We start from the raw sequence: 21,035 nt of genomic DNA on the forward strand, positions 1-21,035 counted from the left end.
TGCAGTTCGTTACGAACTAAAGCAGCTTTTTTATAAGAAAAATTTACTTGCCAGTTATAACTTAAAGGCCTGTTTTGAATCATTTACCTCCCCTAATTGATATCCCTTTCGATCTTCGCCATCAATGCTGGTTTTGCGCCGAGCCTAGTAACGATGTGTTCAGTTATTATGCTAAAGCATCAACCCCGCACCCTTCATTAACACTGCCAGCATGCAGTGAGTGTGCAAGGTTAGCTAAAAAGAATTTACTGACTTCTATTTGGGATTGCAGAGACGCAGTAAAAGATGACTTAATGCAGATTTATCATAAAGATCTCGCCATTGGCATTAATTGGACCGAAGAAGAGTTGGCTGAGTCAGGTTTTGATTGTCGAATATTATCTGGCTTTAAAGAAAGTGCATGGATGATGTACAACATTGCCAAAGGCCGCATTAATGCAAAAGGTTGGCCCTTGGTGCTCAATGGCATTGATATTGAACAAGGTTATAGCGCGGTATTTGAGTTTGATGGTTTACAGTTTAATAGCCTAAATAAGGCAATTAATCACTATTGTGACACCTTAGCGCTCAACAAATCGCTGTTATGTGAAATACTCAATATTGTCGGCAAAGACAAGTTTTCTTATGCGGTAAGGTTATGTCGAATGAACATTGGCATTACCAAAGAGCATCAAAAGCTGCTTATCGAACAGGTTCAAGAAGAGTTTACTTAAATTTGAGCGACTAAAACAGAAAGCCACAACAGAGCGAGCGCTAACAACCGCATCGCTCTGAAGATACACTTAGTCAAGGATCATCTTTAAGCGCTGCTGCACCGCATCAACCAATAAGTCTGGCTGGAATTTAGAAATAAACTTGTCACAGCCCACTTTTTCAACCATAGCATTATTAAAGCTGCCACTTAACGAGGTATTAAGGGTGATATACAGTGACGCCATGCGCTCATCGGCGCGCACTTCAGCTGTGAGTTTATAGCCGTCCATTTCAGGCATTTCTGCATCGGTAATCATCATCAATAACTCATCGGCAACGCTTTTACCTTCTGCTGCCCAACCTTTAAGCATATTCAATGCTTGCAAACCATCAGAGGCCTCTATGATTTTAATCCCCAGTTGACTGAGGGTGTCGCGTACTTGTTTTCTAGCCGTGGCGGAGTCATCAACAATTAATACTTTTCGGCCCGGCATGTGCGCCACTAATTGTTGATCAAGTACGCCTTCTGATAAGGTAATGTCGTAATCAATGATCTCAGCTAGCACCTTTTCGACATCAATAATAGAGACCAATCTTTGTACATCATTATCTTGCAGTTTAGTGATAGCCGTTAAATAGTTATTAGCCCCAGCAGACTTTGGCGGCGGCATAATATCGCCCCAGGTCATATTGACAATATGCTCTACCTTGCCAACTAAAAAGCCCTGCACACTGCGGTTATACTCAGTAATAATCAAATTACAGTCATCTGAGACTGGCATAGGGCTAAAGCCAATAGCACCGCGCAAATTAATCACTGGAATAGACATACCACGAATGTTGGCAACACCACTAATGTTTGGGTTACTGCCAGGTAATGCGCTTAAAGGCGGAAGCTTAACGACCTCTTTGACTTTGAACACGTTAATAGCAAATAATTGGGTGGCACTAATTTTGAACAACAGTAACTCTAAACGGTTCTCACCGACTAATTTAGTACGTTGATCGACTGAATCCAGCATTTTTTTCATTATTATTTCTCGTTAACTCGACCTTGGTTCTACTAGCCATTAAAAAATTTTTAGCGGATACAACAGCGACATTGACTAAATAAGGTTGGCTGTAAAACATCATTTAGAACAGATATTAACCTAATAAATTTTAATATAGATCTTATCGGCAGCATCGTACGTAACATGAGTAATTAGTGCAAATTCAACTCAAGATAAAACTATAGGGATCACAACAAATGACATCGACAAAGGTTTATAACAACATAAAAAGCATCGCCTTGTGTGCCTTGCTAGTTAGCGAAACAAGCGCTTGCACTATGCTCGATAAAAAAGTGACTGTGGTTGAAAACTTTAAACTCAACAATTACCTCGGTAGCTGGTATGAAATCGCCAGACTTGACCATTCATTTGAAAGAGGCCTTTCAAAAGTCACAGCCAACTATTCTGTTGATGGCGATAAAGTTGTGGTCATCAATCGAGGTTATTCAGACGAAAAAGCACGTTGGAGTGAAGCAGAGGGTAAAGCCTACTTCATTGAAACGGACAATATTGGCCGTTTAAAAGTCTCTTTTTTTGGGCCGTTTTATGGTGCCTATCAAATCCATGATTTGATGGAAGATAAAAACGGAAACTATATAAGTTCGTTAGTGATAGGTCCAAACAATGATTATGCGTGGATTTTATCGCGCACACCTAACATCTCTGCCGAGCATAAACTCAGATTCACAGAAAAAATGACCGCATTAGGCATTGATACTCAGCAATTAATTTGGGTAAAACAATAGTGATCATTACCCTCAATATCACCGTATAAACTATTGAAAACATGAATACTACATTCATCATTAAGTTAGTAATAAAGGTGCTGTTATGAAATTGCCTCTGTTCCCATTATCCATTTGCTTGTTACCTCAAGGCTTCACGCAATTGCGCATTTTTGAACCAAGATATAAACGTTTAGTGACTGAATCACTTAAATCAGGTGAAGGTTTTGGCTTATGCATGCTAACCAGTGACAACCAACTCATGCCTTTAGGAACTTGGGTTCATATTATCGATTTTGAAACGCTAGACGATGGACTATTAGGTATTAGTATCGAAGGTAAACAGCGGTTTAAAATCAATCAGTTCGATACTGAAGCTGATGGTTTAAAAAGAGGTGATGTCAGTTTAATCCCCGATTGGCCGCAAACAGATATAAAGCCCAAACAACATTTTTTAAAGAAAACCTTACAAGAGATTTTACAGCAGTACCCACAACAATTATCTCACTATAAAGATGACGACTTTAATAATTTGTCATGGGTCTGTCAGCGCTGGTTAGAGATAATGCCCATTAGCCCAGAGGAAAAGTACCAGTGCATTAATAGTCATAATCACGAAATGACCCAAGCCTTGATCACCAGCATTATTAAGTAATCTTAACGCATTCAAAATCAGGTGGTTAGCGACTTTAACTCAAAGCAAACCACTCAAATTTTTAACTCTTAGTAATAAATGATAAAAAAGTTGCACATTTTTAAGCCTTTTTTGAACCATCTTTCATCCTTTTGCGTATCAACAAGTAACTTTCGGATTTAGTCAGCTTTTAACCTGCTATATAAAACAGATTAATGCAATATATGTGACTAAAGCTCTCTTAACACTGACGATGCGAGTGAAAATAAATGCAAAATTTTCAATCACAAACGGTTCAAAGTCGTTATGATAAAGGTATGTTATCTAAAAATACAAAAGCAATAGATACTGCCATGAAATCAACCGATAAAAATGATGACGAAGCCCAGATGCTTGCAGGCTTAATGCTACGTGTTGCAAATCATAGAGATAAAGCTGCTTTTGCTAAACTGTTTGCTCATTTTTCGCCCAAAATACGTTCTTTTGGGATCCAACGTTTGAGCCAACAAGGCTTAGCCATGGACTTAGTTCAAGAAACCATGACCCGAGTATGGACTAAAGCCCATCTTTATAATGTTGATAAAGCTGCAGTAAGCACTTGGGTGTTCACAGTCATGCGTAATCAGTGCTTTGACATGTTGCGTAAAGTGCAACATAACCGTGAAGATGCGTTTGGTGACGATATTTGGTCTCTATTCGATTCTGATGGCAGCGATGAAACTGAAAATGACTTCAAATTGTCTGCCACCTTGCTTAAACACGTTGAGTCACTACCGCCGCTGCAAAAACAGGTGGTGCAAGGCATTTACATGCAAGAGCTTACTCAGCAAGAACTGGCAGATAAATTGAAAGTGCCCATTGGCACGGTTAAATCAAGACTCAGATTAGGATTAGAGAAGTTAAAAGGCTTCATGGAGAAACATTATGATTAATTATCACCCCGATGAGCAATTACTGTCTCTCCATGCCAAAGGAGAACTGCCTTTGTCTCTATCATTGGCCGTGTCAGCCCATTGTGAACTGTGTCGTCATTGCGCCGATAAAATTGAGCAACTAACTTTGGTTGCTGCTGAAAACAGCTTAAATGCGCAACCCACTGCATCACTAGATTCAAGCATAAATGAAGCTATGGATGCAGAGCTTGAAGCCATGCTTAACACTATGATGCAAATGGATGATGCCGTTGATGTATCGCCAAAGCAAACCAAGGTCGCAGTCAAGGTCAAAGGTCAGCAATACAATTTACCGGCTGCATTTCGCCAGCAAGTAGAAAACCATTGGCAAGGTATAGGTAAAGTCAGTCGGTTAAGACTCGACACCGGCGAGAAACAAGCAAGAGCGAGTTTACTGCATATTGATAAAAACGGCGAAATCCCACAGCACACCCATAAAGGCCAAGAGTTGACCTTGTTGTTAGCAGGCGAATTCAGCGATGAATACAACACCTACAGCGCAGGTGACTTTATGTTACTTAATAGTGACCATGAGCACAGCCCTAAAACAGTTGAGGGGTGTTTATGTTATACCGTTGTTGATGCGCCTTTATATTTTACTAAAGGGATCAGTAAGCTACTCAACCCAATAGGCGAACTGATTTATTAATCAACGGCTTAACACTGACTCTGATTTTAAAGATAAAAGAGTGCTTTAATGACACAAAGCACTCTTTTTTTGCGGTTTTTATAACAGTTATGCTTATCGTCGACTTAGCTAGATTATTTACCCTAACTGAGGATAAGTCGCCACAAAGTACAGTGTGTTGCTGCTTTTGTTGGATAAATATTCAAATAAAGGGCGATTAAGTTCACCTTTTATCCATTAATTGTCCTGAATTGTAAAAAATGTATTGCTATATAAAAAATATATGACTAATATCCTCTGTGTATTTAAGTTTTCTTGTAATTATTTGTTTACCCTTCTGTTAGTCACTCACTACATGCAGTAAACCCACACTACAAGTCATTTGCTAAGTTGTTCTCTGTCATTTGTTTGTCATATGCCTATGTTCAACTAACTACAGCAAGTAAATTGGCGATTAAAAATAAAATTGATCAAACCAGCCTACTTGTAAGTGTAATAAGCACAGTGAACTTAAGCACATAAATAGAAACTTTCGCAACACAACTGCTTAAGGATAAATATTGTTATTACTTACTCACCAAAAAGGTGAAAATTAAAAAGGAGTGTGGCACATGTCATACAACATAAATGGTCATGAAATTACAGTTAATTTCCCTGTTAATTCAATATCATCAAATAAAAACTCAATAGCTTTTACCGATAGCCAAGGTAAAACTAAAACAACTTTTTCTAAGCGCACTGAAGCGTTAACATTTATGAAATGGTTACTTACGGCTAACAAGTAAGACTTTTAACGCTTGCGTTATTCATTTGCTCAGTTACTCAATAGACATCGCTTCTCGGTATTTCCTCTCACACCTTACCGGACGTTTATTAGAACTGAGCAACATGAAGTTACCCTCACCCAAGAGCACTTTTCAAATCCTTCTCTAAGCAACTCTCCAACGTCATAATTCAAATCAATTTTCAATATTGTCTCTAATGAATGCTTATCTAGCCTAGATATAAACCCGCTATCATCCTTGCTGTTGATATTTCCTTTTGTAGCGCGCTAACATGCTTGGATTACCCAGCAAGCCCCCTTGATGTAAATACATCACAGGAACAGCAGCACCTTTGTTTAAGTCATCGCCGCTTAGGTTTGCAGTATTTAGATAATGCTCCAGCATGATGAAACCAACTGGGTCATACAACAATTCAAATTCAATACCTTGCTTATTGACGTGTTGCCACATGTCATAACACTGACGGTTCAACTTACCAAAATGATACTTTTTACCATTAGAGATGATCCTTGGATGATAGTCAGTATTATCGGTTAATTGATAAAACTGCTTAGTGAGATATTCATCACCGCCAACACAGCTGCAGGTTAATACCGTTACACTGGGCAGCGAGAGGTCTGAGCTGCTGGCTGTTTTACTGAATTCGACAAAAAAACGTTGTAAGTAAAGTGCCGTGGTACCTGTACCTGAAGGAAGAAATAGCTCTAACTTTTTCATATTATGTTGTTTAAGCCATTCAATAATCTCTCGCCCTAGTTGATCAAGCCCTAGCTGAGCATATTCACAACGCCCGCCTTCGGGAACAAACACCGTACTCTTAACGACAAGCTGTTTGTTCGATTCATACGGCGCTTGAATATCTTGTTGTACATAAGTCTCTAGGTTCAGCTCAATACCCGCTGGCTTTTCAATGATGTTGGCGCCGTTGTCTAAGGCCGCTTTATAGTTTCCTTGGGGGTTTTGCTTAAGATAGCCAGCTATATGGTCAACATAATAATCAAGTTGCCAGCCGCGCATTTTGGTTAAGGCAGCTAAAGAGTGCAGCGAATTTGCTTGCGCTGAGCCATAGCCAACCAGTTTTTTTACTAGAGGGAAATCTTGCTCGAGAAAATATTGAAATTTTCGCGCTTTGTTACCACTGAAATCCGGGTGGAGTAAATCATCGCGTTTTACAAATATTGCCTGCTCTGCAAATCGAATGGTTTGTACTGGTGTGGTGGCAAACATGTTTATCTCAACATCAATGAGTAGAGTTATTATTTTAACTAAAAAATGTTGTTTTTAACTAACCTATTTATGCTGAGAGTTTAAGAGACAATATACCTTATAAAATTATCGTTTAAATTCAGCAAGATAAAAAATATAAATAATGTGGCACAGATTTCGCTTCAATAGTGCATAGTTCGACTAACAAACTGTACAAAGCACGATTAAAAATAGTACGTTATTACAACAAGTAAGGGATTTTAGATGTCAGTATTAAGATTAGTTTTTAATATCGCTTGGTTCATCATGGGCGGCTTTATAATGGGCTTAGCTTGGTGGCTAGCTGGGCTCTTATGTTTTATTAGTATTATCGGTATCCCCTTTGGCCGAGCCTGTTTCGTCATTGGTGAAATGGCATTTTGGCCATTCGGCCAAGAAAATGTAAATCGTAAACACCTATCAGGCACAGAAGACTTTGGTACCGGTCCATTAGGGATGATAGGTAATGTAATCTGGTTTTTATTTTTCGGTATTTGGTTGGCCATCGGTCACCTCACCCATGCTCTAGCTTGTTTTATCACTATCATTGGTATTCCGTTTGCTATACAACATGTGAAGCTGGCTTTATTGAGCCTCACGCCGATTGGACAAACCATAGTGGCAAAAGAAAGCTATTAATCTAAACCAATTTTAATTGCTGTTACTATTGAATGTTAAAAAAGGAGCGCTAATTTATTAGCACTCCTTTTTTATGTTTAAGGCATTTATAAAGCATTTATAAAGCATTTATAAAGCATTTATAAGGCAACGATATAGTTGAACTCTTCTTCTGTCACAGGCTGAACACTCAACCTAGCGCCTTTACTTACCAATACCATGTCAGCAAGTTTTGGATCTGCTTTTAACTGCGCCAAGGTAATAATGCGGGTTAACTTTTGATTAAAACGAATATCTACTGCAACCCATCTCGGTTTTTGTTTATCTGATTTAGGATCAAAATAAGGGCTTTGATTATCAAAGGCGCTTAAATCAGTCACCGCATCTGAGGTCACCTCGGCAATACCCACAACAGCGGGAACTTTACAGCTGGAATGGTAAAACAGCACTAAATCTCCTGTTTTTACCTCATCCCGTAAAAAGTTTCGCGCCTGATAATTACGTATCCCTTGCCAGGGTTCTGACTGTGGTAAACATGCTGCTAAATCGTCAATGCTGAACTCATCAGGTTCCGATTTCATTAACCAATACTTCATTTAAATCCTTAACAGTAAAACGATAATACTTATGCAATCCATAACTAACCAATGGCCGAATGACTAATTTTTTGATCATTAGTTGATTGATTAAAAGTTGCAAATTCTTCTGAAATTAACTCAGTAAATAATCGCCCCGCCCGCCCAAGTGGCCTTTCTAGGGTAGATACTAACTGCGGGGTAAATCTAAATCTATGGCCACCAACAAAATCTACTATGGCTAAATTCTTGCCCGTAAGCTCATCATTAATAAGAAACTCCGGCATCCAGCCAAAACCTAGCCCTTTTAGTAAGGCATTTTTCTTCATAATAAAGCCTGATAAGTAAAACACTTTGTCGCCGCCAAACTGTAACTCGTCTCGGTGTAGTTTTTGCGGCGATGAGTCTTCAATGGTTAATTCTACATGTTGCTGCAGATCAGTCAGGGTAACACCGGATAACTCAGCAAGAGGATGCTGCGATGAGCAAACCAATAAACTGGTCACTGGTGGCAGTTGTTGGGCAGAAAAATAAGGCCCTGCAAGGTAATCCTTAACCAGCATTAAATCGGCTTTATCTCGCTCAAAACGATGTTGAACGCCGCCTAAAAATTCCATGTTAAGTTGTATCTTGGTAGGAATATTATGCTCAGACATGCGCTTTAACGCTGTCATGATAGGCTCCATTGGCAGCGCGCCGTCAATCACCAATTCAAGCTTTGGCTCCCAACCTTCGCTAAAACGACTGGCTAAATGTTCAATATTGGCTAAATGTTGCAGTAACCGTTGGCCTTCAGCCAAAATCACTTTGCCTTCTGGGGTTAATTCAGCCCGATATTGAGACCGATTAAATAAAGTCACCCCTAGGTGTTGCTCGAGTTTTTTTACTTGATAACTTACTGCTGATTGCGCTTTGTGTAGCCGCTCAGAGGCTTTAGCAAAACTTCCTTCTTCAACAAGTACTTGTAGCACATTAAATGCTTCTACATCGATTTTCATTTAAGCCTCCATGTCCCTATTCTGCCTTTAAGTGTTCTGCAGTCGTGACACTTATGTAAACTTTTATTAACCATCTAAAAATTAGATTAAGTTAAGTGGTTTATTATTCTTTTTTTTGTCCATCCTAGCAACTAAATTGTTAACTAGATCACAAATAGTTTATTAACGCTGCGCTAGAAAAACATTAACAAAGCAGATTAATGAAGCTCAATAACGACAACCAAACGAATAAGAGTTGAGGAGTTACGATGCCGGTTTATGTTCAACAAGGACAAATACCTTCTAAACGCCATATCGCTTTTAAAAAAGACTCTGGCGAGCTTTACCGTGAAGAACTGTTTTCTACTCACGGCTTTGCCAATATTTACTCCAATAAATATCACCATAATATGCCGACTAAGGCATTAGCGGTGGCTCCCTATGCTCTTGAGCACGGCGACGAGTGGCAAGACTCGTTAATCCAAAACTACAAACTCGATTCGCGCCAAGCTGATTGCAGCGGCAACTTTTTCAGTGCCCGTAACAAGATTTTTTATAACAGTGATGTGGCCATGTACACAGCCAAAGTCACTGAAGATACGGCTGAGTTTTACCGTAATGCCTATGCTGATGAAGTGGTCTTTGTCCACCAAGGTGAAGGAACGCTGTTAAGTGAATATGGTCAACTTCAAGTTAAGCAATGGGATTACTTAATCATTCCGAGAGGCACGACTTACCAGCTCAAGTTTAATGATTACAGTAATGTACGCTTATTCGTTATTGAATCAAACTCAATGGTTGAAGTACCCAAACATTTTAGAAATGACTATGGGCAAATGCTGGAGTCAGCGCCATATTGTGAACGTGATATTCGCACCCCTGAACTTACTGATGCTACCGTTGAAAAAGGTGAGTTTCCTTTAGTCAGCAAGTTTGGCGATAAGTATCAACTCACCACCTTAGAGTGGCATCCATTTGATTTAGTGGGCTGGGATGGCTGCGTTTATCCTTGGGCATTTAATATCACCGAATATGCACCTAAAGTAGGAAAAATTCATTTACCGCCTTCTGACCATATCGTGTTTACGGCTAACAATTTTGTGATATGTAACTTTGTACCGCGTCCCTATGACTTCCACCCAGAATCAATTCCAGCGCCTTATTACCACAACAACATCGATAGCGACGAAGTGCTGTATTACGTTGACGGTGACTTTATGAGCCGCACAGGTATTGAAGCTGGTTACATGACCTTGCATCAAAAAGGCGTGCCACATGGGCCACAACCTGGGCGCACCGAAGCCTCTATCGGCAAAACCGAAACTTACGAATATGCCGTAATGGTTGATACCTTTGCGCCACTTAATTTAACCACCCATGTCAAAAACTGCATGAGTGATGATTACAACCGCTCTTGGATTGAAGATTAATCACCAACAGCATCCCTATTACACATCACCACAGAGTGATGAAAAATAAAGATAATTATTAAGGAAAACACCATGGCTAGCGAAACAAACCCACTTGGACTACTAGGTATTGAATTTACTGAATTTGCCAGTCCTGATACTGATTTTATGCATCAAGTGTTTGTCGACTTTGGTTTTTCAATGCTTAAACAAGCTAAACATAGCGATATCGTTTACTACCAACAAAACGATATCAACTTCTTATTGAACAAATCTAAGCAAGGCTTCTCAGCTGAATTTGCTAAGTCTCATGGCCCCGCTATTTGTTCTATGGGCTGGCGTGTTGAAGATGCACAATTTGCTTACACTGAAGCTGTAGCGCGCGGCGCAAAACCGGCTGATGATACGGCTAAAGATATGCCTTACCCTGCTATTTACGGTATTGGTGATAGCTTAATTTACTTCATCGATGTATTTGGCACTGACAATAATATTTATGCTAATGATTTTGAAGATTTAGCTGAACCTATTATTGTAGAAGAAAAAGGCTTTATGGAAGTCGATCACCTGACCAACAATGTTTATAAAGGCACCATGGAAAAATGGGCCAACTTTTATAAAGATATTTTTGGTTTCACTGAAGTGCGTTATTTTGATATTAGTGGTTCACAAACTGCGCTTGTATCTTACGCCCTGCGTTCACCTGATGGCAGCTTCTGTATTCCGATTAATGAAGGTAAAGGCAATGACAAGAACCAAATTGATGAATATTTAGGTGAATATAATGGCCCAGGGGTTCAGCATTTAGCCTTTAGAAGCCGTGATATTGTTGGCTCTTTAGATGCAATGGAAGGTACCGCAATTAAAACGCTGGATATTATTCCTGAGTATTACGACACTATTTTTGACAAGCTACCACAAGTCACTGAAGATAGAGATCGCATCAAGCATCACCAAATTTTAGTTGATGGTGATGACGATGGTTACCTATTACAAATTTTCACTAAAAACCTGTTTGGGCCAATCTTCATTGAAATTATTCAGCGTAAGAACAACCTAGGCTTTGGTGAAGGTAACTTTAAAGCGCTATTTGAATCAATTGAGCGTGATCAAATGAAACGCGGTGTGCTTTAAAGCCTGTTCAGCAGTTTTAATTTGTAAACAAAGCCAGCTTAACTGCTGGCTTTTTCATATCTGAATTTTACTGGAATGCTAAAACGGTGCTTCACACACCATATCAATCATTTCATGAGTTACTGGGTGCTGAAAACGCAGCCTTTGGGCATGTAATAATAGTCGTGGGCCAAAGACTTCTTCTGCAAGCGCCTCTGAAGTGGCATTTTTATATAAATCACAGCCCAAAATAGGATTCTTAACATAGTGACTGTGCAGCCGTAACTGATGTGTTCTACCGGTAATAGGCACAAATTTCACTTTAGTTATTGGTATCGCTTCTTGTAAATGAACTGACTCTATCTCTAACCGCTCTATCACTTCAAATTGACTCTGTGATGGTTTGCCCTTTTCATGGCAAATCTTCATAAACGGAAAATTATCAACATCTTTAGCAATTGGCGCATCAATATAGCCAATTTCTTTATCATGTTGCTGCAGCCCAAAAACATGGCCGAACAAAATCGCACTGTAGGTTTTACTCACAGTTTTATTTTGAAATTGTTTGGTCAGTAAGCCATTAATGGTTTTATTTAACGCCACCAGCATGATCCCTGAGGTACCAAAATCGAGTCGATGGACTAATGTCGCATTGGGAAAGTCCTGCACTAAACGGTAATGAACAGAGTCTTTATTAAGCGGGTTCTTACCCGATAAACTCAGTAAACCGCTAGGCTTATTTATCAGTAATAAATGCTCATCTTGATACAAAATAGTGATGTGTTCTGAACACGGCGGTGCAATAAATTCAGACATGCTGGCCTTTTTTTTGAGGGGGCAAGGGTTAAGTTTGAAGTTTATGATAGATACAAGCGTTACACTAAATGCTGATGTAAAAATAACAACTTAACGCTAATCGTTTAAATAATATCGACAAAAAAAACCGCTCAACTGAACGGTATTGAATCTGTAAACAGGTTTACATGTCCACATCGACAATATAGTGGCCTTGCAGCCAATTACGTCCAATAAGCAATTTATAGGTCATTTTACTGCGATCACGTAAATTAACATCAACTTTGAACTCTTGGCCAGGTTCACCTAGCGTCAAGGTCACCATATAACGGATTTCACTGCCTTGTGCATTACGGATTAAGGAAGTGCTATGAATTCGAGCTGTGACCTGTGCTTTTTCACCCTTCTCGTTCATGGTGGTAAAAGTGACATCTTTACCGACATTGTTCTCCATGTTGCTTTTGTCTTCACCAATAATATGCAGGTTAGTAGCGTGTAATGAATTCTCAACGGCGCCGGTATCAATGCGGGTATCAAATATTAACCCTGACTCTACAATGCTAATGTCTGCAGTAGGGCCAATTAGTTTTTGCTCTGAAACATCAACCACATATTTACCTTTTAACCAATTGCGACCTATGAGTAATTTATAATCCATGGAGGCACGATTACGAAGATTAACCTTTACCGTACGGGTGCTGTCACCGAATGTTATAGGTAACTTAACCGCGTAGCGGGTTTCAGTGCCTTGGGAGTTACTGACGGTCGAAGTACCAACAATTTTGGCACTAACTTGCTGCTGCTGACCCTTTTCGTTTTCTGTGGTAAACGAAACGGTTTTACCCACATTATCCTTCATTTTCTTTGCACTGCCGCCTAACACCTTTATATTAAGTGCATGCAATGAAGAGTTTACCGCTCCAGTATCCATACGAGCCTCAAATACAATGCCGCCTTGGCTCACTGACATCATTTCAGTTTGCCCCAACACTTGTTTTTCAGCCGCCACTGATGAAAAAGACATACAAATGAATAGCATTGCACCAACAAGAGATTTAAACATGCAGGTTCCTAATAATGAATATAAATAATTAAAATAATGACGTTAAAAATAGGTTTATCTGAGAAGTTGCTCGATTTCTTTATCGAATAAGTTCTTAATAAGCCCTGAGAACTCAGTGATAAAAATACTCTGCTCCGCCGTAGCATTATGCTTAGCGACACTGGCGAGAATTTCTTCAAGATCATAAACAATGGCATCAATTTCTCGAATGATGTCATTTCTTTGTTCAAATGAAAGCTTGGGGTTTTGACCACATACCATGATGATTTGGGCTGATAACTGATCTTCAAATAATTCTAAAACCGTTTGATTGTTAATGCTGCTGGCTTCAGACTTTTCAAATAGGCCTAAATGTTCAGTTAAATATTGAATTAGATGAATATAACCGTCTTTATCTGTGACCATTACTTACCTTAATGAGGTGGCTTTTGCATTCAATTCACACAAAAGCCACTAAACGTATTATTGCGATAACGTTAATACAAACGACACGGGTACCGCTAAGCTTATACTGCCAAGGCCAGCGATTTCTCGTAACTTGTTAACCCCATCAGTTAAACCAAAATCTGCCGCTTGCACAATTACCGGAGACATACTGGTCACCACCATTTTTGTGTCTGATAGTTTCGCGATCAACACATCAAATGATTGTTTCTTGGTTTTACCATGTAACTCAATTGTGCCATCAATTTGGGTCACTAACGTTGAGCCAACACTCAAATCAGCCACGAGTTGTGGATTAACCATCGAACTTAACTGTAGTTGCGGATATTTAGCCACTTCAAATAACATGGCCTGCATGCGTTCATCACGTATTTCAATACCGGTATCAACACTGACCAAATCAATCGTTAAGTTAAAGGCCCCTGCTGAGGTCAAATTACCACTGACTTGTTTAAAATCATGTACTTCAGCAACATCGGCTTGTTTAATTGAAATGAAGCTCACTTTTGAATGCGCTTGTTTCACTTGCCAATCTGCGGCCAACACTGAGGTGCTGAGTAATACTAATGGTAATACTGCGATCCATTTTTTCATCATTAATCCTTTTTGTGAATAAAAACAGTTAAATTATAGATTAAATTTTCTTAACTGGCTGGAACGCTATTATTATCACCATGATTCCGGTAAGGGTGAAACCTTGCTCTATACAACGACTCAAGAAATTTTTACAAGCGACTCAACCATTTATCTAATGCTTGCCCAAAAGCGTGTTTATCGGCTTGTGAAAAACTATTGGGCCCTGCAGTATGCACGCCGCTGCTTCTTAGCTCTTCCATAAAATCTCTCATGGTCAAACGTTGTTTTATGTTATCAACGGTATAGATATCACCGCGGGGATTAAACACCACGGCGCCTTTTTCAATGGCATCTGCCGCTAACGGAATATCACCGGTAATAACTAAATCACCACTATTTAATTGCTTAACAATGTAATTATCAGCTTCATCAAAACCTGAGCTGACTCTGACCACAGAAATATTAGCCGATGCTGGCACGCGGATCAGTTGATTGGCCACTAATATCAATGGCACTTTTTTGCGGTCGGCGGCGCGAAATAGCATTTCTTTAACCGGATTAGGACAGGCGTCGGCATCAACCCAAATTGTTTTACTCATTCATTTTCTCGTCAATTTTTATCAGTACACATCAAACTTGCACGCAATTTAAGCCGTTTATCAAGGCGCAAGTCTATCGATAAGCCAATCGCTATCTTGTTTTTGATAAATAAAACGGTCATGCAAGCGGCGCTCGCCACCTTGCCAAAACTCAATACTGTCAGCTTTTACGCGGTAACCGCCCCAAAACTTTGGCAACGGCACTTCACCTTTGGCAAATTTATTCTTCATCTCATTAAATTTACCTTCAAGGGCTTGTCTTGCGCTAATTTTACTGGACTGTTTTGACACCCATGCAGCTATTTGACTGTCTTTAGGGCGGCTCATAAAGTACTTAGTCACTTCAAGCATGGATAACGGCTCTGCCACGCCAGTGACGGCGACTTGGCGCTCTAATGGATGCCATGGGAACAACAAACTGATTTTGGCATTGTGAGCCAATTGAGTGGCTTTACGGCTTTCTAGATTGGTGAAGAAAACAAAGCCATCATCATCAAACTTTTTTAATAGCACAATTCGTTGGAAAGGTTGCCCATGCTCATCAACAGTGGCTACGCACATAGCGGTTGGATCGGTTAATTGCGCGTCTTTGGCTTGCTCAATCCAAGTTTCAAATAACGTCATTGGATTAGCAGGGAGATCATTGCGCCTTAAACCACCTTGAGTATATTCACGGCGGATATCTGTTAAATCATTCATATCTTTGCTAAACCTCGTTAGATGCAACTGTCTTTGTATATGTTGCCATTATACTCACGAACACTGATATATGATCATGACAATATTGACAAATATTATCAGCATTGAAAAACAATTCATTTCCGATAAAAAAAAACCAACGATGAACGTTGGTTTTATAAAGGAGCATTTAAAGTGTTTAGTCGTTAATTTAAGACTAATTTGCGACTATTTTTTTACTAAACCTTTGCCTGCAGCCCAAACGTGGAGCATTTCCAGCCCTAAGGTTGCCCCTGCTAAAGCGGTAATATCAGCAGAATCATAGGCTGGTGCTACTTCAACTACGTCCATACCAACTATGTTCATGCCACGTAAGCCGCGGATGATCTTCATCGCTTTATCACTGGTTAAGCCACCACAAACTGGCGTACCAGTACCTGGCGCGTAAGCAGGATCTAAACAATCAATATCAAAGGTCACATAAAGCGGCATATCGCCCACTCTCGCTTTAATTTGTTCGACAATTTGTTCAGCAGTTAAATCATTGGCCTGTGCAGCATCAATCACTTTAAATAGATGATCGGCGGCATTAAATTCAGTACGAATACCAATCTGAATTGAATTTTCAGGCGCAATTAAACCTTCATTAGGCGCATGATAAAACATAGTGCCATGGTCGTATTTACTGCCTTGGCTATATGTATCGGTATGTGCATCAAAATGCAGCAAAGCCATTTTGCCGTACTTTTTATGATGAGCACGCAGCAGTGGTAAAGTCACAAAGTGATCGCCACCAAAACTGAGTAGTGCTTTATCTGCATCAAGAATACGGGTGGCAAACGCTTCTAAACGGCTGGTGAAATCTTCTTGATCGCCACAATCAAACACTAAGTCGCCAGCATCAACAATATTGATGGTTTCGCTTAAGCTGAAATCCCATGGCCAACGAGTTTCTTCCCACGCAAGGTTGACTGATGCACGGCGAATGGCTTCAGGGCCCATGCGGCCACCAGAGCGACCCGTGGTGGCCATATCGAAAGGCAAACCAATAACCACCACATCGGCATCGGTTTCAGTGGGTTTAAAATCTAATGGCTGACGTAAGTAGCCAAATGCATTTGAATACAAAGAGTAATCTGCTTTTTCAGCAAAAGTGCTCATAAAAATCTCCGTAATGGCTTAAGCCAATAACTACAAATATTCTGGGATCAACACTTCATGACAAAGCTGCTGATAATGACTGAAATCAATGGTATAGCCTTGCTCAGTAGCTAATGAGCAACTTCCTAAACATAGATGTTCAGGGAACCCCTGAGTATTTCTCGGGGAGTTAAAGCCAATCACATCCCAGCTACCAGGGTTGAGAATGCCCAATAACTTGCCATAAACATCAACAGGATAATCTGCAAGATTGAGATTCGTTTCAAAGCTCACATAGGAGCTTTTTTCTTGCGGGGTGATATGAATGGTGAAATAGGACTCATCTTTGATGCCATTGATGGAATAACCAAAAGGCTCAAATAAAAAGTCATCAATAATAAAATCAGGAAATAGCACCGACAATTCAAGCAAGTCACGAATACCCTGTGCAGACTGATCTACGCCACGTAAATAATTCGCTGCAGCGCCATTAATGTGATACATCAATAGTTCACTAGTGACGTCAGTTGTTGGCGCAATAAATGGCTTTTTAGTACTGAACAAATAATGATGATGCGAGTCTAAGTGACCAATGCGATAGGCATTTCCGGTTACTGTTTGACGAATTTTAGTCAAATCTTCTTTAAATGAACTTGATTGTAAATGCGACAAATACTCGTTTTTACGCTGGTAACTGGCAAAAGCAATTGCTTGCTCCCCAACGTGGTCGATAAATGACATAACCGCATCAGCAAGGGTTGTCGTGCCGCACGTTAGCATCACAAAGCGATCATCCCAAACAAATAAGCTCGACTCGCTAAGCAAGTAGGCGTCGCAATAATCATTACTCACTGAAGATAAAATTTCAGCATTGGCACAAGCAACGATACCAGCCCAAAAAGGCTGGCCCAAATGCCGTAATCTAACATTGGAGTCAGCAATGATGACTTCAATTTTCTTTTCTGAACCTTCAAAAAACATAAATTAAACCTAAAACAGCGGCGCGCATTATCCGCGCCGCAAAAACACTTTTACGAGAAATCTTCTAAATAGGTATAACCTTTTAGACCTAACTGTAACTCTTCCAAAATTGATGCTCTTTCATCTTCAGTAATATGCTGATTCACAAGCTCTTCATAGGTACGCATAAATGCAACTGCATCAAGATTGACATAACGCAGCACATCAGCAACGGTATCGCCAGCCAACACAGACTCAATATTAGGTAAGCCATTGTCTTCTACACGCACAACCGCAGAATTGGTATCACCAAATAAGTTATGCATATCACCTAAAATTTCTTGATAAGCACCGACCATGAAAAAGCCAATCAAATATGGACTTTCAGCTGACCATGCAGGCACAGGTAACGTCGTTTCAATGCCTTGGCCATCAACATATTGATCAACAATACCGTCTGAATCACAGGTAATATCAAGCATGACCGCGCGTCTTTCAGGTGGCTTATCTAAACCGCTTAACGGCAATATTGGGAACACCTGATCAATCCCCCAAGCATCTGGAATTGATTGAAATAATGAAAAGTTAACAAAGAACTTATCTGCTAATTTTTCATTCAACTCATCAATAATAGGGCGATGGAAACGGTTATTATTACTTAATAAGCTTTTAAGTGCATGACAAACACGTAAATTGGTTTGCTCAGCCCAAGCGCGCTGCATTAAGGTCAATTGACCCATTGAGAATAATGAATGCGCTTCAGCAATATCACTTTGCGTATCATGATAAATTTCGATAATGGCGCGGCTATCTGGGCGCTCACTCATATCCGTCCATGACATCCACATGTTGTGCAGTAACTGCGGCGCACTCTCTTCAGGCGGATGGATCTCTTCAGGATAGTATGACTCGGTGCCAATCACATCAGTAATTAACACGGCATGATGCGCGGTTAAATGGCGACCTGATTCTGAAATAATTCGTGGCATAGGTTGGTCGTATTCATTACAAATATCGGTTAACACATTAACGATATTGTTAGCGTACTCAGCTAAGCCGTAATTCATCGAGTTATTACTTTGGCTTCGGGTACCATCATAATCTACGGCTAAACCACCACCGACATCGAAAGTATCAATCAAGGCGCCCATTTCACGTAATTCACAATAAAAACGTGCGGCTTCACTCACACCTTGGCGAATATCGCGAATATTGGCAATTTGCGAACCTAAGTGGAAATGGATAAGTTGCAATGATTCCATCTTATCGACGCGCTTTAACTCATTGAGCACTTTTAGTACTTGAGCTGCAGATAAACCAAATTTGGATTTTTCGCCGCCACTGGCTTGCCACTTGCCTTTACCTTGGAAAGCTAAACGGGTACGTAAACCTAAACGTGGTGTCACTCCAAGTTTTGCTGACTCTTCGAGAATTAGTTTAAGCTCTGAATACTTCTCAATGACGATATAAACTTTATGACCTAGCTTTTCACCAATTAAGGCTAAGCGAACATACTCTTTATCTTTATAGCCGTTACAAACAATAACTGAGCTGGCTTTTTGCGCCATCGCCAGTACCGCCATTAATTCAGGTTTACTACCTGCTTCAAGGCCAAGTTGTGGCACTTCTTTAGACTTTTGACTGGCAAGAATTTCTTCAACTACGGTTTGCTGTTGATTCACTTTGATCGGATAAACTAATAAATAGTCATTCTGATACTCGTATTTTTGTATAGCGGCATTAAACGCATCACATAAGTTTTCAACTCGGCGATGCAAAATTTGCGGAAAACGCACTAATACAGGTAACGACACCCCAGCTTTAACCATATCTTTGGCGAGTTCATTTAAGCCAATGGTACAGTTTTGTTTGGATGGATCTGGAGTAACAGTCACTTCGCCATCATCTGCAATACCAAAATACTGCTGGCTCCAATGAGTCACGTTATAGCTTGCACGTGCATTTTCGATAGACCAATCTTTCATATTTTTTATTCCGTCTATATCAAGCAAATTATGCAGTGGTTACTTGCGCACTTTTGACTGCATTTTCTACAAAAGCTGGCAATGCAAAACTTGCCATATGAAGAGCAGGCGTATAATAACGAGTATTAATGTTTGCCGTCTCGAACCGTTGGGTTAATGTTGCTAAATCTTGCTGTCTGGCACACACATTATCGGTAGCCCACGCAAATGCCATGGTGCCACCAATATAAGTCGGTACTGCTGCAGTGTAAAACCAGCAGTCTTTTACATAAGGGCTCATTCTACGAACCGTATCTTGTATTTCTTCAGGCTGTAAAAAAGCCACACCGTTTTGGGCCACAAAAATCCCCTGCTCAGTTAAGCAGCGTTTACAATTTTCATAAAATGGTGAACTAAACAGTACTTCACCAGGCCCCACCGGATCAGTGCAATCAGAGATAATCACATCAAACTTGTCTTGGCACTGGGCAATAAAATGCATGCCATCATCAATGACCAAGTTTACTCTTGGGTCTTCAAACGCACCTTGAGAATGCTGCGGGAAATAGGTTTTACACATCTCAACCACATTAGCATCGATCTCAACCATAGTAACCTGCTCAATCGCGCTATGTTTAAGCACTTGCCTTAGCATACCGCCATCGCCGCCACCAATAATGAGTACTCGTTTGGCTTTACCATGGGCAATAATAGGTACATGAGTCATCATTTCATGATAAACAAATTCATCTTTTTCAGTGGTTTGAATCGCACCATTTAACGCCATAACACGGCCAAATGTTTTATTTTCAAAAATACTTAAATGCCACTGCTGTGTTTTTTGTTCAAACAAAACCTGCTCAACCTCAAAATACTGACCATAGCCAGCGTGCAATGTTTCGTAATAAATATCTGATTTGTTTATCATGTTATAAAAGTCCAACGTGGTTATTTTTGTAATAACACCACGTAGAAATAAGTGAGCAAAAAGAGTCATACAAAGCGACCAAAACGATGTGGTCATGAACGACTCAGTTAATAGCAAACAATCAAGCCTCAATACCTGCTGTGCGCTAGCCATAAACATAGCAAACAGTCTCACGGTTATGACACAACAGAAACTTGAAAAGTGCAAATAAAAAAGCGGCGCAATTAAACCCTGCTAACCGGTTAAATGCAAGCAAGAAAAATCCATTTTAATATAAAAATATCTTAATATTTAGCCACTGCAAATTGATGATGTTTTTTTTGTTAAATAACAAAAACTTACTAACCAATAGCAATAGCATGTTATCTGACAGTATAGATGATCGTCATCACCTAAAATTAACTTCAATGAGTTTGTTTAGAAACCCAAGTTACAAGCAAGCTGATTGCGTATATAATCAAACTGTTTTTTCATAACCTAA

At 39.8% G+C, this 21,035-nt stretch carries 23 protein-coding genes; 9 read left to right on the forward strand and 14 right to left on the reverse strand.

Going from position 1 to position 21,035, the window contains the following annotated elements; genetic code table 11:
* Positions 1-74 precede the first annotated feature (74 nt).
* The gene (locus tag Q4546_RS04795; protein ID WP_102476236.1) at positions 75-713 is read left to right on the forward strand and encodes a hypothetical protein; all 639 of its coding nucleotides are present in this window, start codon (positions 75-77) and stop codon (positions 711-713) included.
* A 69-nt stretch (positions 714-782) separates the two neighbouring features.
* On the opposite strand, the gene Q4546_RS04800 is transcribed toward Q4546_RS04795, so the two are convergent.
* Positions 783-1,724: a chemotaxis protein CheV gene (locus tag Q4546_RS04800; RefSeq protein WP_102438227.1), complete on the reverse strand. Its 942-nt coding sequence runs from the start codon at positions 1,722-1,724 to the stop codon at positions 783-785.
* Positions 1,725-1,942: 218 nt separating this feature from the next.
* Here Q4546_RS04800 and Q4546_RS04805 point away from each other — a divergent pair, with 218 nt between their 5' ends.
* The 5 genes from Q4546_RS04805 to Q4546_RS04825 all read left to right on the forward strand — a co-directional run bounded on the left by Q4546_RS04805 (position 1,943) and on the right by Q4546_RS04825 (position 5,470).
* Complete coding sequence (locus Q4546_RS04805) at positions 1,943-2,491, forward strand: lipocalin family protein (RefSeq protein ID WP_303445801.1); 549 nt, start codon at positions 1,943-1,945, stop codon at positions 2,489-2,491.
* Positions 2,492-2,576: 85 nt separating this feature from the next.
* Entirely contained in the window at positions 2,577-3,125 is a 549-nt protein-coding gene (locus Q4546_RS04810; protein WP_102438229.1) for an LON peptidase substrate-binding domain-containing protein, read from the forward strand.
* A 248-nt stretch (positions 3,126-3,373) separates the two neighbouring features.
* Positions 3,374-4,036 carry a sigma-70 family RNA polymerase sigma factor gene (locus tag Q4546_RS04815; protein WP_102476234.1) on the forward strand — a complete coding sequence of 221 codons (663 nt, stop codon included), beginning with the start codon at positions 3,374-3,376 and terminating at the stop codon, positions 4,034-4,036.
* Entirely contained in the window at positions 4,029-4,706 is a 678-nt protein-coding gene (locus tag Q4546_RS04820) for a ChrR family anti-sigma-E factor (RefSeq protein ID WP_102476233.1), read from the forward strand. Before Q4546_RS04815 ends, Q4546_RS04820 begins: the two co-directional genes overlap by 8 nt.
* Before the next feature lie 590 nt (positions 4,707-5,296).
* Entirely contained in the window at positions 5,297-5,470 is a 174-nt protein-coding gene (locus Q4546_RS04825; RefSeq protein WP_102438235.1) for a hypothetical protein, read from the forward strand.
* A 231-nt stretch (positions 5,471-5,701) separates the two neighbouring features.
* Here the strand turns inward: Q4546_RS04825 and Q4546_RS04830 are convergent, their stop codons facing one another.
* Positions 5,702-6,697: a 1-aminocyclopropane-1-carboxylate deaminase/D-cysteine desulfhydrase gene (locus tag Q4546_RS04830; protein WP_303445802.1), complete on the reverse strand. Its 996-nt coding sequence runs from the start codon at positions 6,695-6,697 to the stop codon at positions 5,702-5,704.
* A 243-nt stretch (positions 6,698-6,940) separates the two neighbouring features.
* Here Q4546_RS04830 and Q4546_RS04835 point away from each other — a divergent pair, with 243 nt between their 5' ends.
* Positions 6,941-7,354 carry a YccF domain-containing protein gene (locus Q4546_RS04835; protein ID WP_076537536.1) on the forward strand — a complete coding sequence of 138 codons (414 nt, stop codon included), beginning with the start codon at positions 6,941-6,943 and terminating at the stop codon, positions 7,352-7,354.
* A gap of 119 nt (positions 7,355-7,473) precedes the next feature.
* Here Q4546_RS04835 and Q4546_RS04840 read toward each other — a convergent pair whose 3' ends face one another.
* Both Q4546_RS04840 and Q4546_RS04845 read right to left on the reverse strand, forming a co-directional pair.
* Complete coding sequence (locus Q4546_RS04840) at positions 7,474-7,929, reverse strand: EVE domain-containing protein (RefSeq protein WP_303445803.1); 456 nt, start codon at positions 7,927-7,929, stop codon at positions 7,474-7,476.
* A gap of 44 nt (positions 7,930-7,973) precedes the next feature.
* Positions 7,974-8,906 (reverse strand): LysR family transcriptional regulator, encoded by a 933-nt coding sequence (locus Q4546_RS04845; protein WP_102476231.1) that lies wholly within the window; start codon positions 8,904-8,906, stop codon positions 7,974-7,976.
* Positions 8,907-9,154: 248 nt separating this feature from the next.
* Between Q4546_RS04845 and Q4546_RS04850 the strand changes: the two genes are divergently transcribed.
* Both Q4546_RS04850 and hppD read left to right on the forward strand, forming a co-directional pair.
* Positions 9,155-10,315, forward strand: coding sequence for a homogentisate 1,2-dioxygenase (locus Q4546_RS04850; protein ID WP_102476230.1), 1,161 nt, complete (start codon positions 9,155-9,157; stop codon positions 10,313-10,315).
* A gap of 72 nt (positions 10,316-10,387) precedes the next feature.
* Complete coding sequence (hppD, locus tag Q4546_RS04855) at positions 10,388-11,428, forward strand: 4-hydroxyphenylpyruvate dioxygenase (RefSeq protein WP_102438245.1); 1,041 nt, start codon at positions 10,388-10,390, stop codon at positions 11,426-11,428.
* Positions 11,429-11,506: 78 nt separating this feature from the next.
* Here the strand turns inward: hppD and Q4546_RS04860 are convergent, their stop codons facing one another.
* The 10 genes from Q4546_RS04860 to speE form a co-directional block, all read right to left on the reverse strand.
* Complete coding sequence (locus Q4546_RS04860) at positions 11,507-12,223, reverse strand: RluA family pseudouridine synthase (RefSeq protein ID WP_303445804.1); 717 nt, start codon at positions 12,221-12,223, stop codon at positions 11,507-11,509.
* 163 nt (positions 12,224-12,386) lie between these two features.
* Positions 12,387-13,265 carry a RimK/LysX family protein gene (locus Q4546_RS04865; RefSeq protein ID WP_102438249.1) on the reverse strand — a complete coding sequence of 293 codons (879 nt, stop codon included), beginning with the start codon at positions 13,263-13,265 and terminating at the stop codon, positions 12,387-12,389.
* A 54-nt stretch (positions 13,266-13,319) separates the two neighbouring features.
* Positions 13,320-13,670 (reverse strand): DUF3802 family protein, encoded by a 351-nt coding sequence (locus Q4546_RS04870; RefSeq protein WP_102438251.1) that lies wholly within the window; start codon positions 13,668-13,670, stop codon positions 13,320-13,322.
* Positions 13,671-13,727: 57 nt separating this feature from the next.
* Positions 13,728-14,303 carry a YceI family protein gene (locus tag Q4546_RS04875; RefSeq protein ID WP_076537515.1) on the reverse strand — a complete coding sequence of 192 codons (576 nt, stop codon included), beginning with the start codon at positions 14,301-14,303 and terminating at the stop codon, positions 13,728-13,730.
* A gap of 131 nt (positions 14,304-14,434) precedes the next feature.
* Positions 14,435-14,884 carry a YaiI/YqxD family protein gene (locus Q4546_RS04880; RefSeq protein WP_102438255.1) on the reverse strand — a complete coding sequence of 150 codons (450 nt, stop codon included), beginning with the start codon at positions 14,882-14,884 and terminating at the stop codon, positions 14,435-14,437.
* A 60-nt stretch (positions 14,885-14,944) separates the two neighbouring features.
* Positions 14,945-15,583: a pyridoxamine 5'-phosphate oxidase gene (gene pdxH / locus Q4546_RS04885; protein ID WP_102438257.1), complete on the reverse strand. Its 639-nt coding sequence runs from the start codon at positions 15,581-15,583 to the stop codon at positions 14,945-14,947.
* 207 nt (positions 15,584-15,790) lie between these two features.
* Positions 15,791-16,723 carry an agmatinase gene (gene speB / locus Q4546_RS04890; RefSeq protein ID WP_102519666.1) on the reverse strand — a complete coding sequence of 311 codons (933 nt, stop codon included), beginning with the start codon at positions 16,721-16,723 and terminating at the stop codon, positions 15,791-15,793.
* Positions 16,724-16,753: 30 nt separating this feature from the next.
* Positions 16,754-17,683 (reverse strand): adenosylmethionine decarboxylase, encoded by a 930-nt coding sequence (locus tag Q4546_RS04895; RefSeq protein ID WP_303445805.1) that lies wholly within the window; start codon positions 17,681-17,683, stop codon positions 16,754-16,756.
* A gap of 50 nt (positions 17,684-17,733) precedes the next feature.
* Complete coding sequence (gene speA / locus Q4546_RS04900) at positions 17,734-19,647, reverse strand: biosynthetic arginine decarboxylase (protein WP_303445806.1); 1,914 nt, start codon at positions 19,645-19,647, stop codon at positions 17,734-17,736.
* 28 nt (positions 19,648-19,675) lie between these two features.
* Positions 19,676-20,554, reverse strand: coding sequence for a polyamine aminopropyltransferase (speE, locus tag Q4546_RS04905; protein ID WP_198589280.1), 879 nt, complete (start codon positions 20,552-20,554; stop codon positions 19,676-19,678).
* Between the last annotated feature and the right edge of the window lie 481 nt (positions 20,555-21,035).

Source organism: Shewanella sp. 4_MG-2023 (assembly GCF_030548015.1).
Lineage (GTDB): Bacteria > Pseudomonadota > Gammaproteobacteria > Enterobacterales > Shewanellaceae > Shewanella.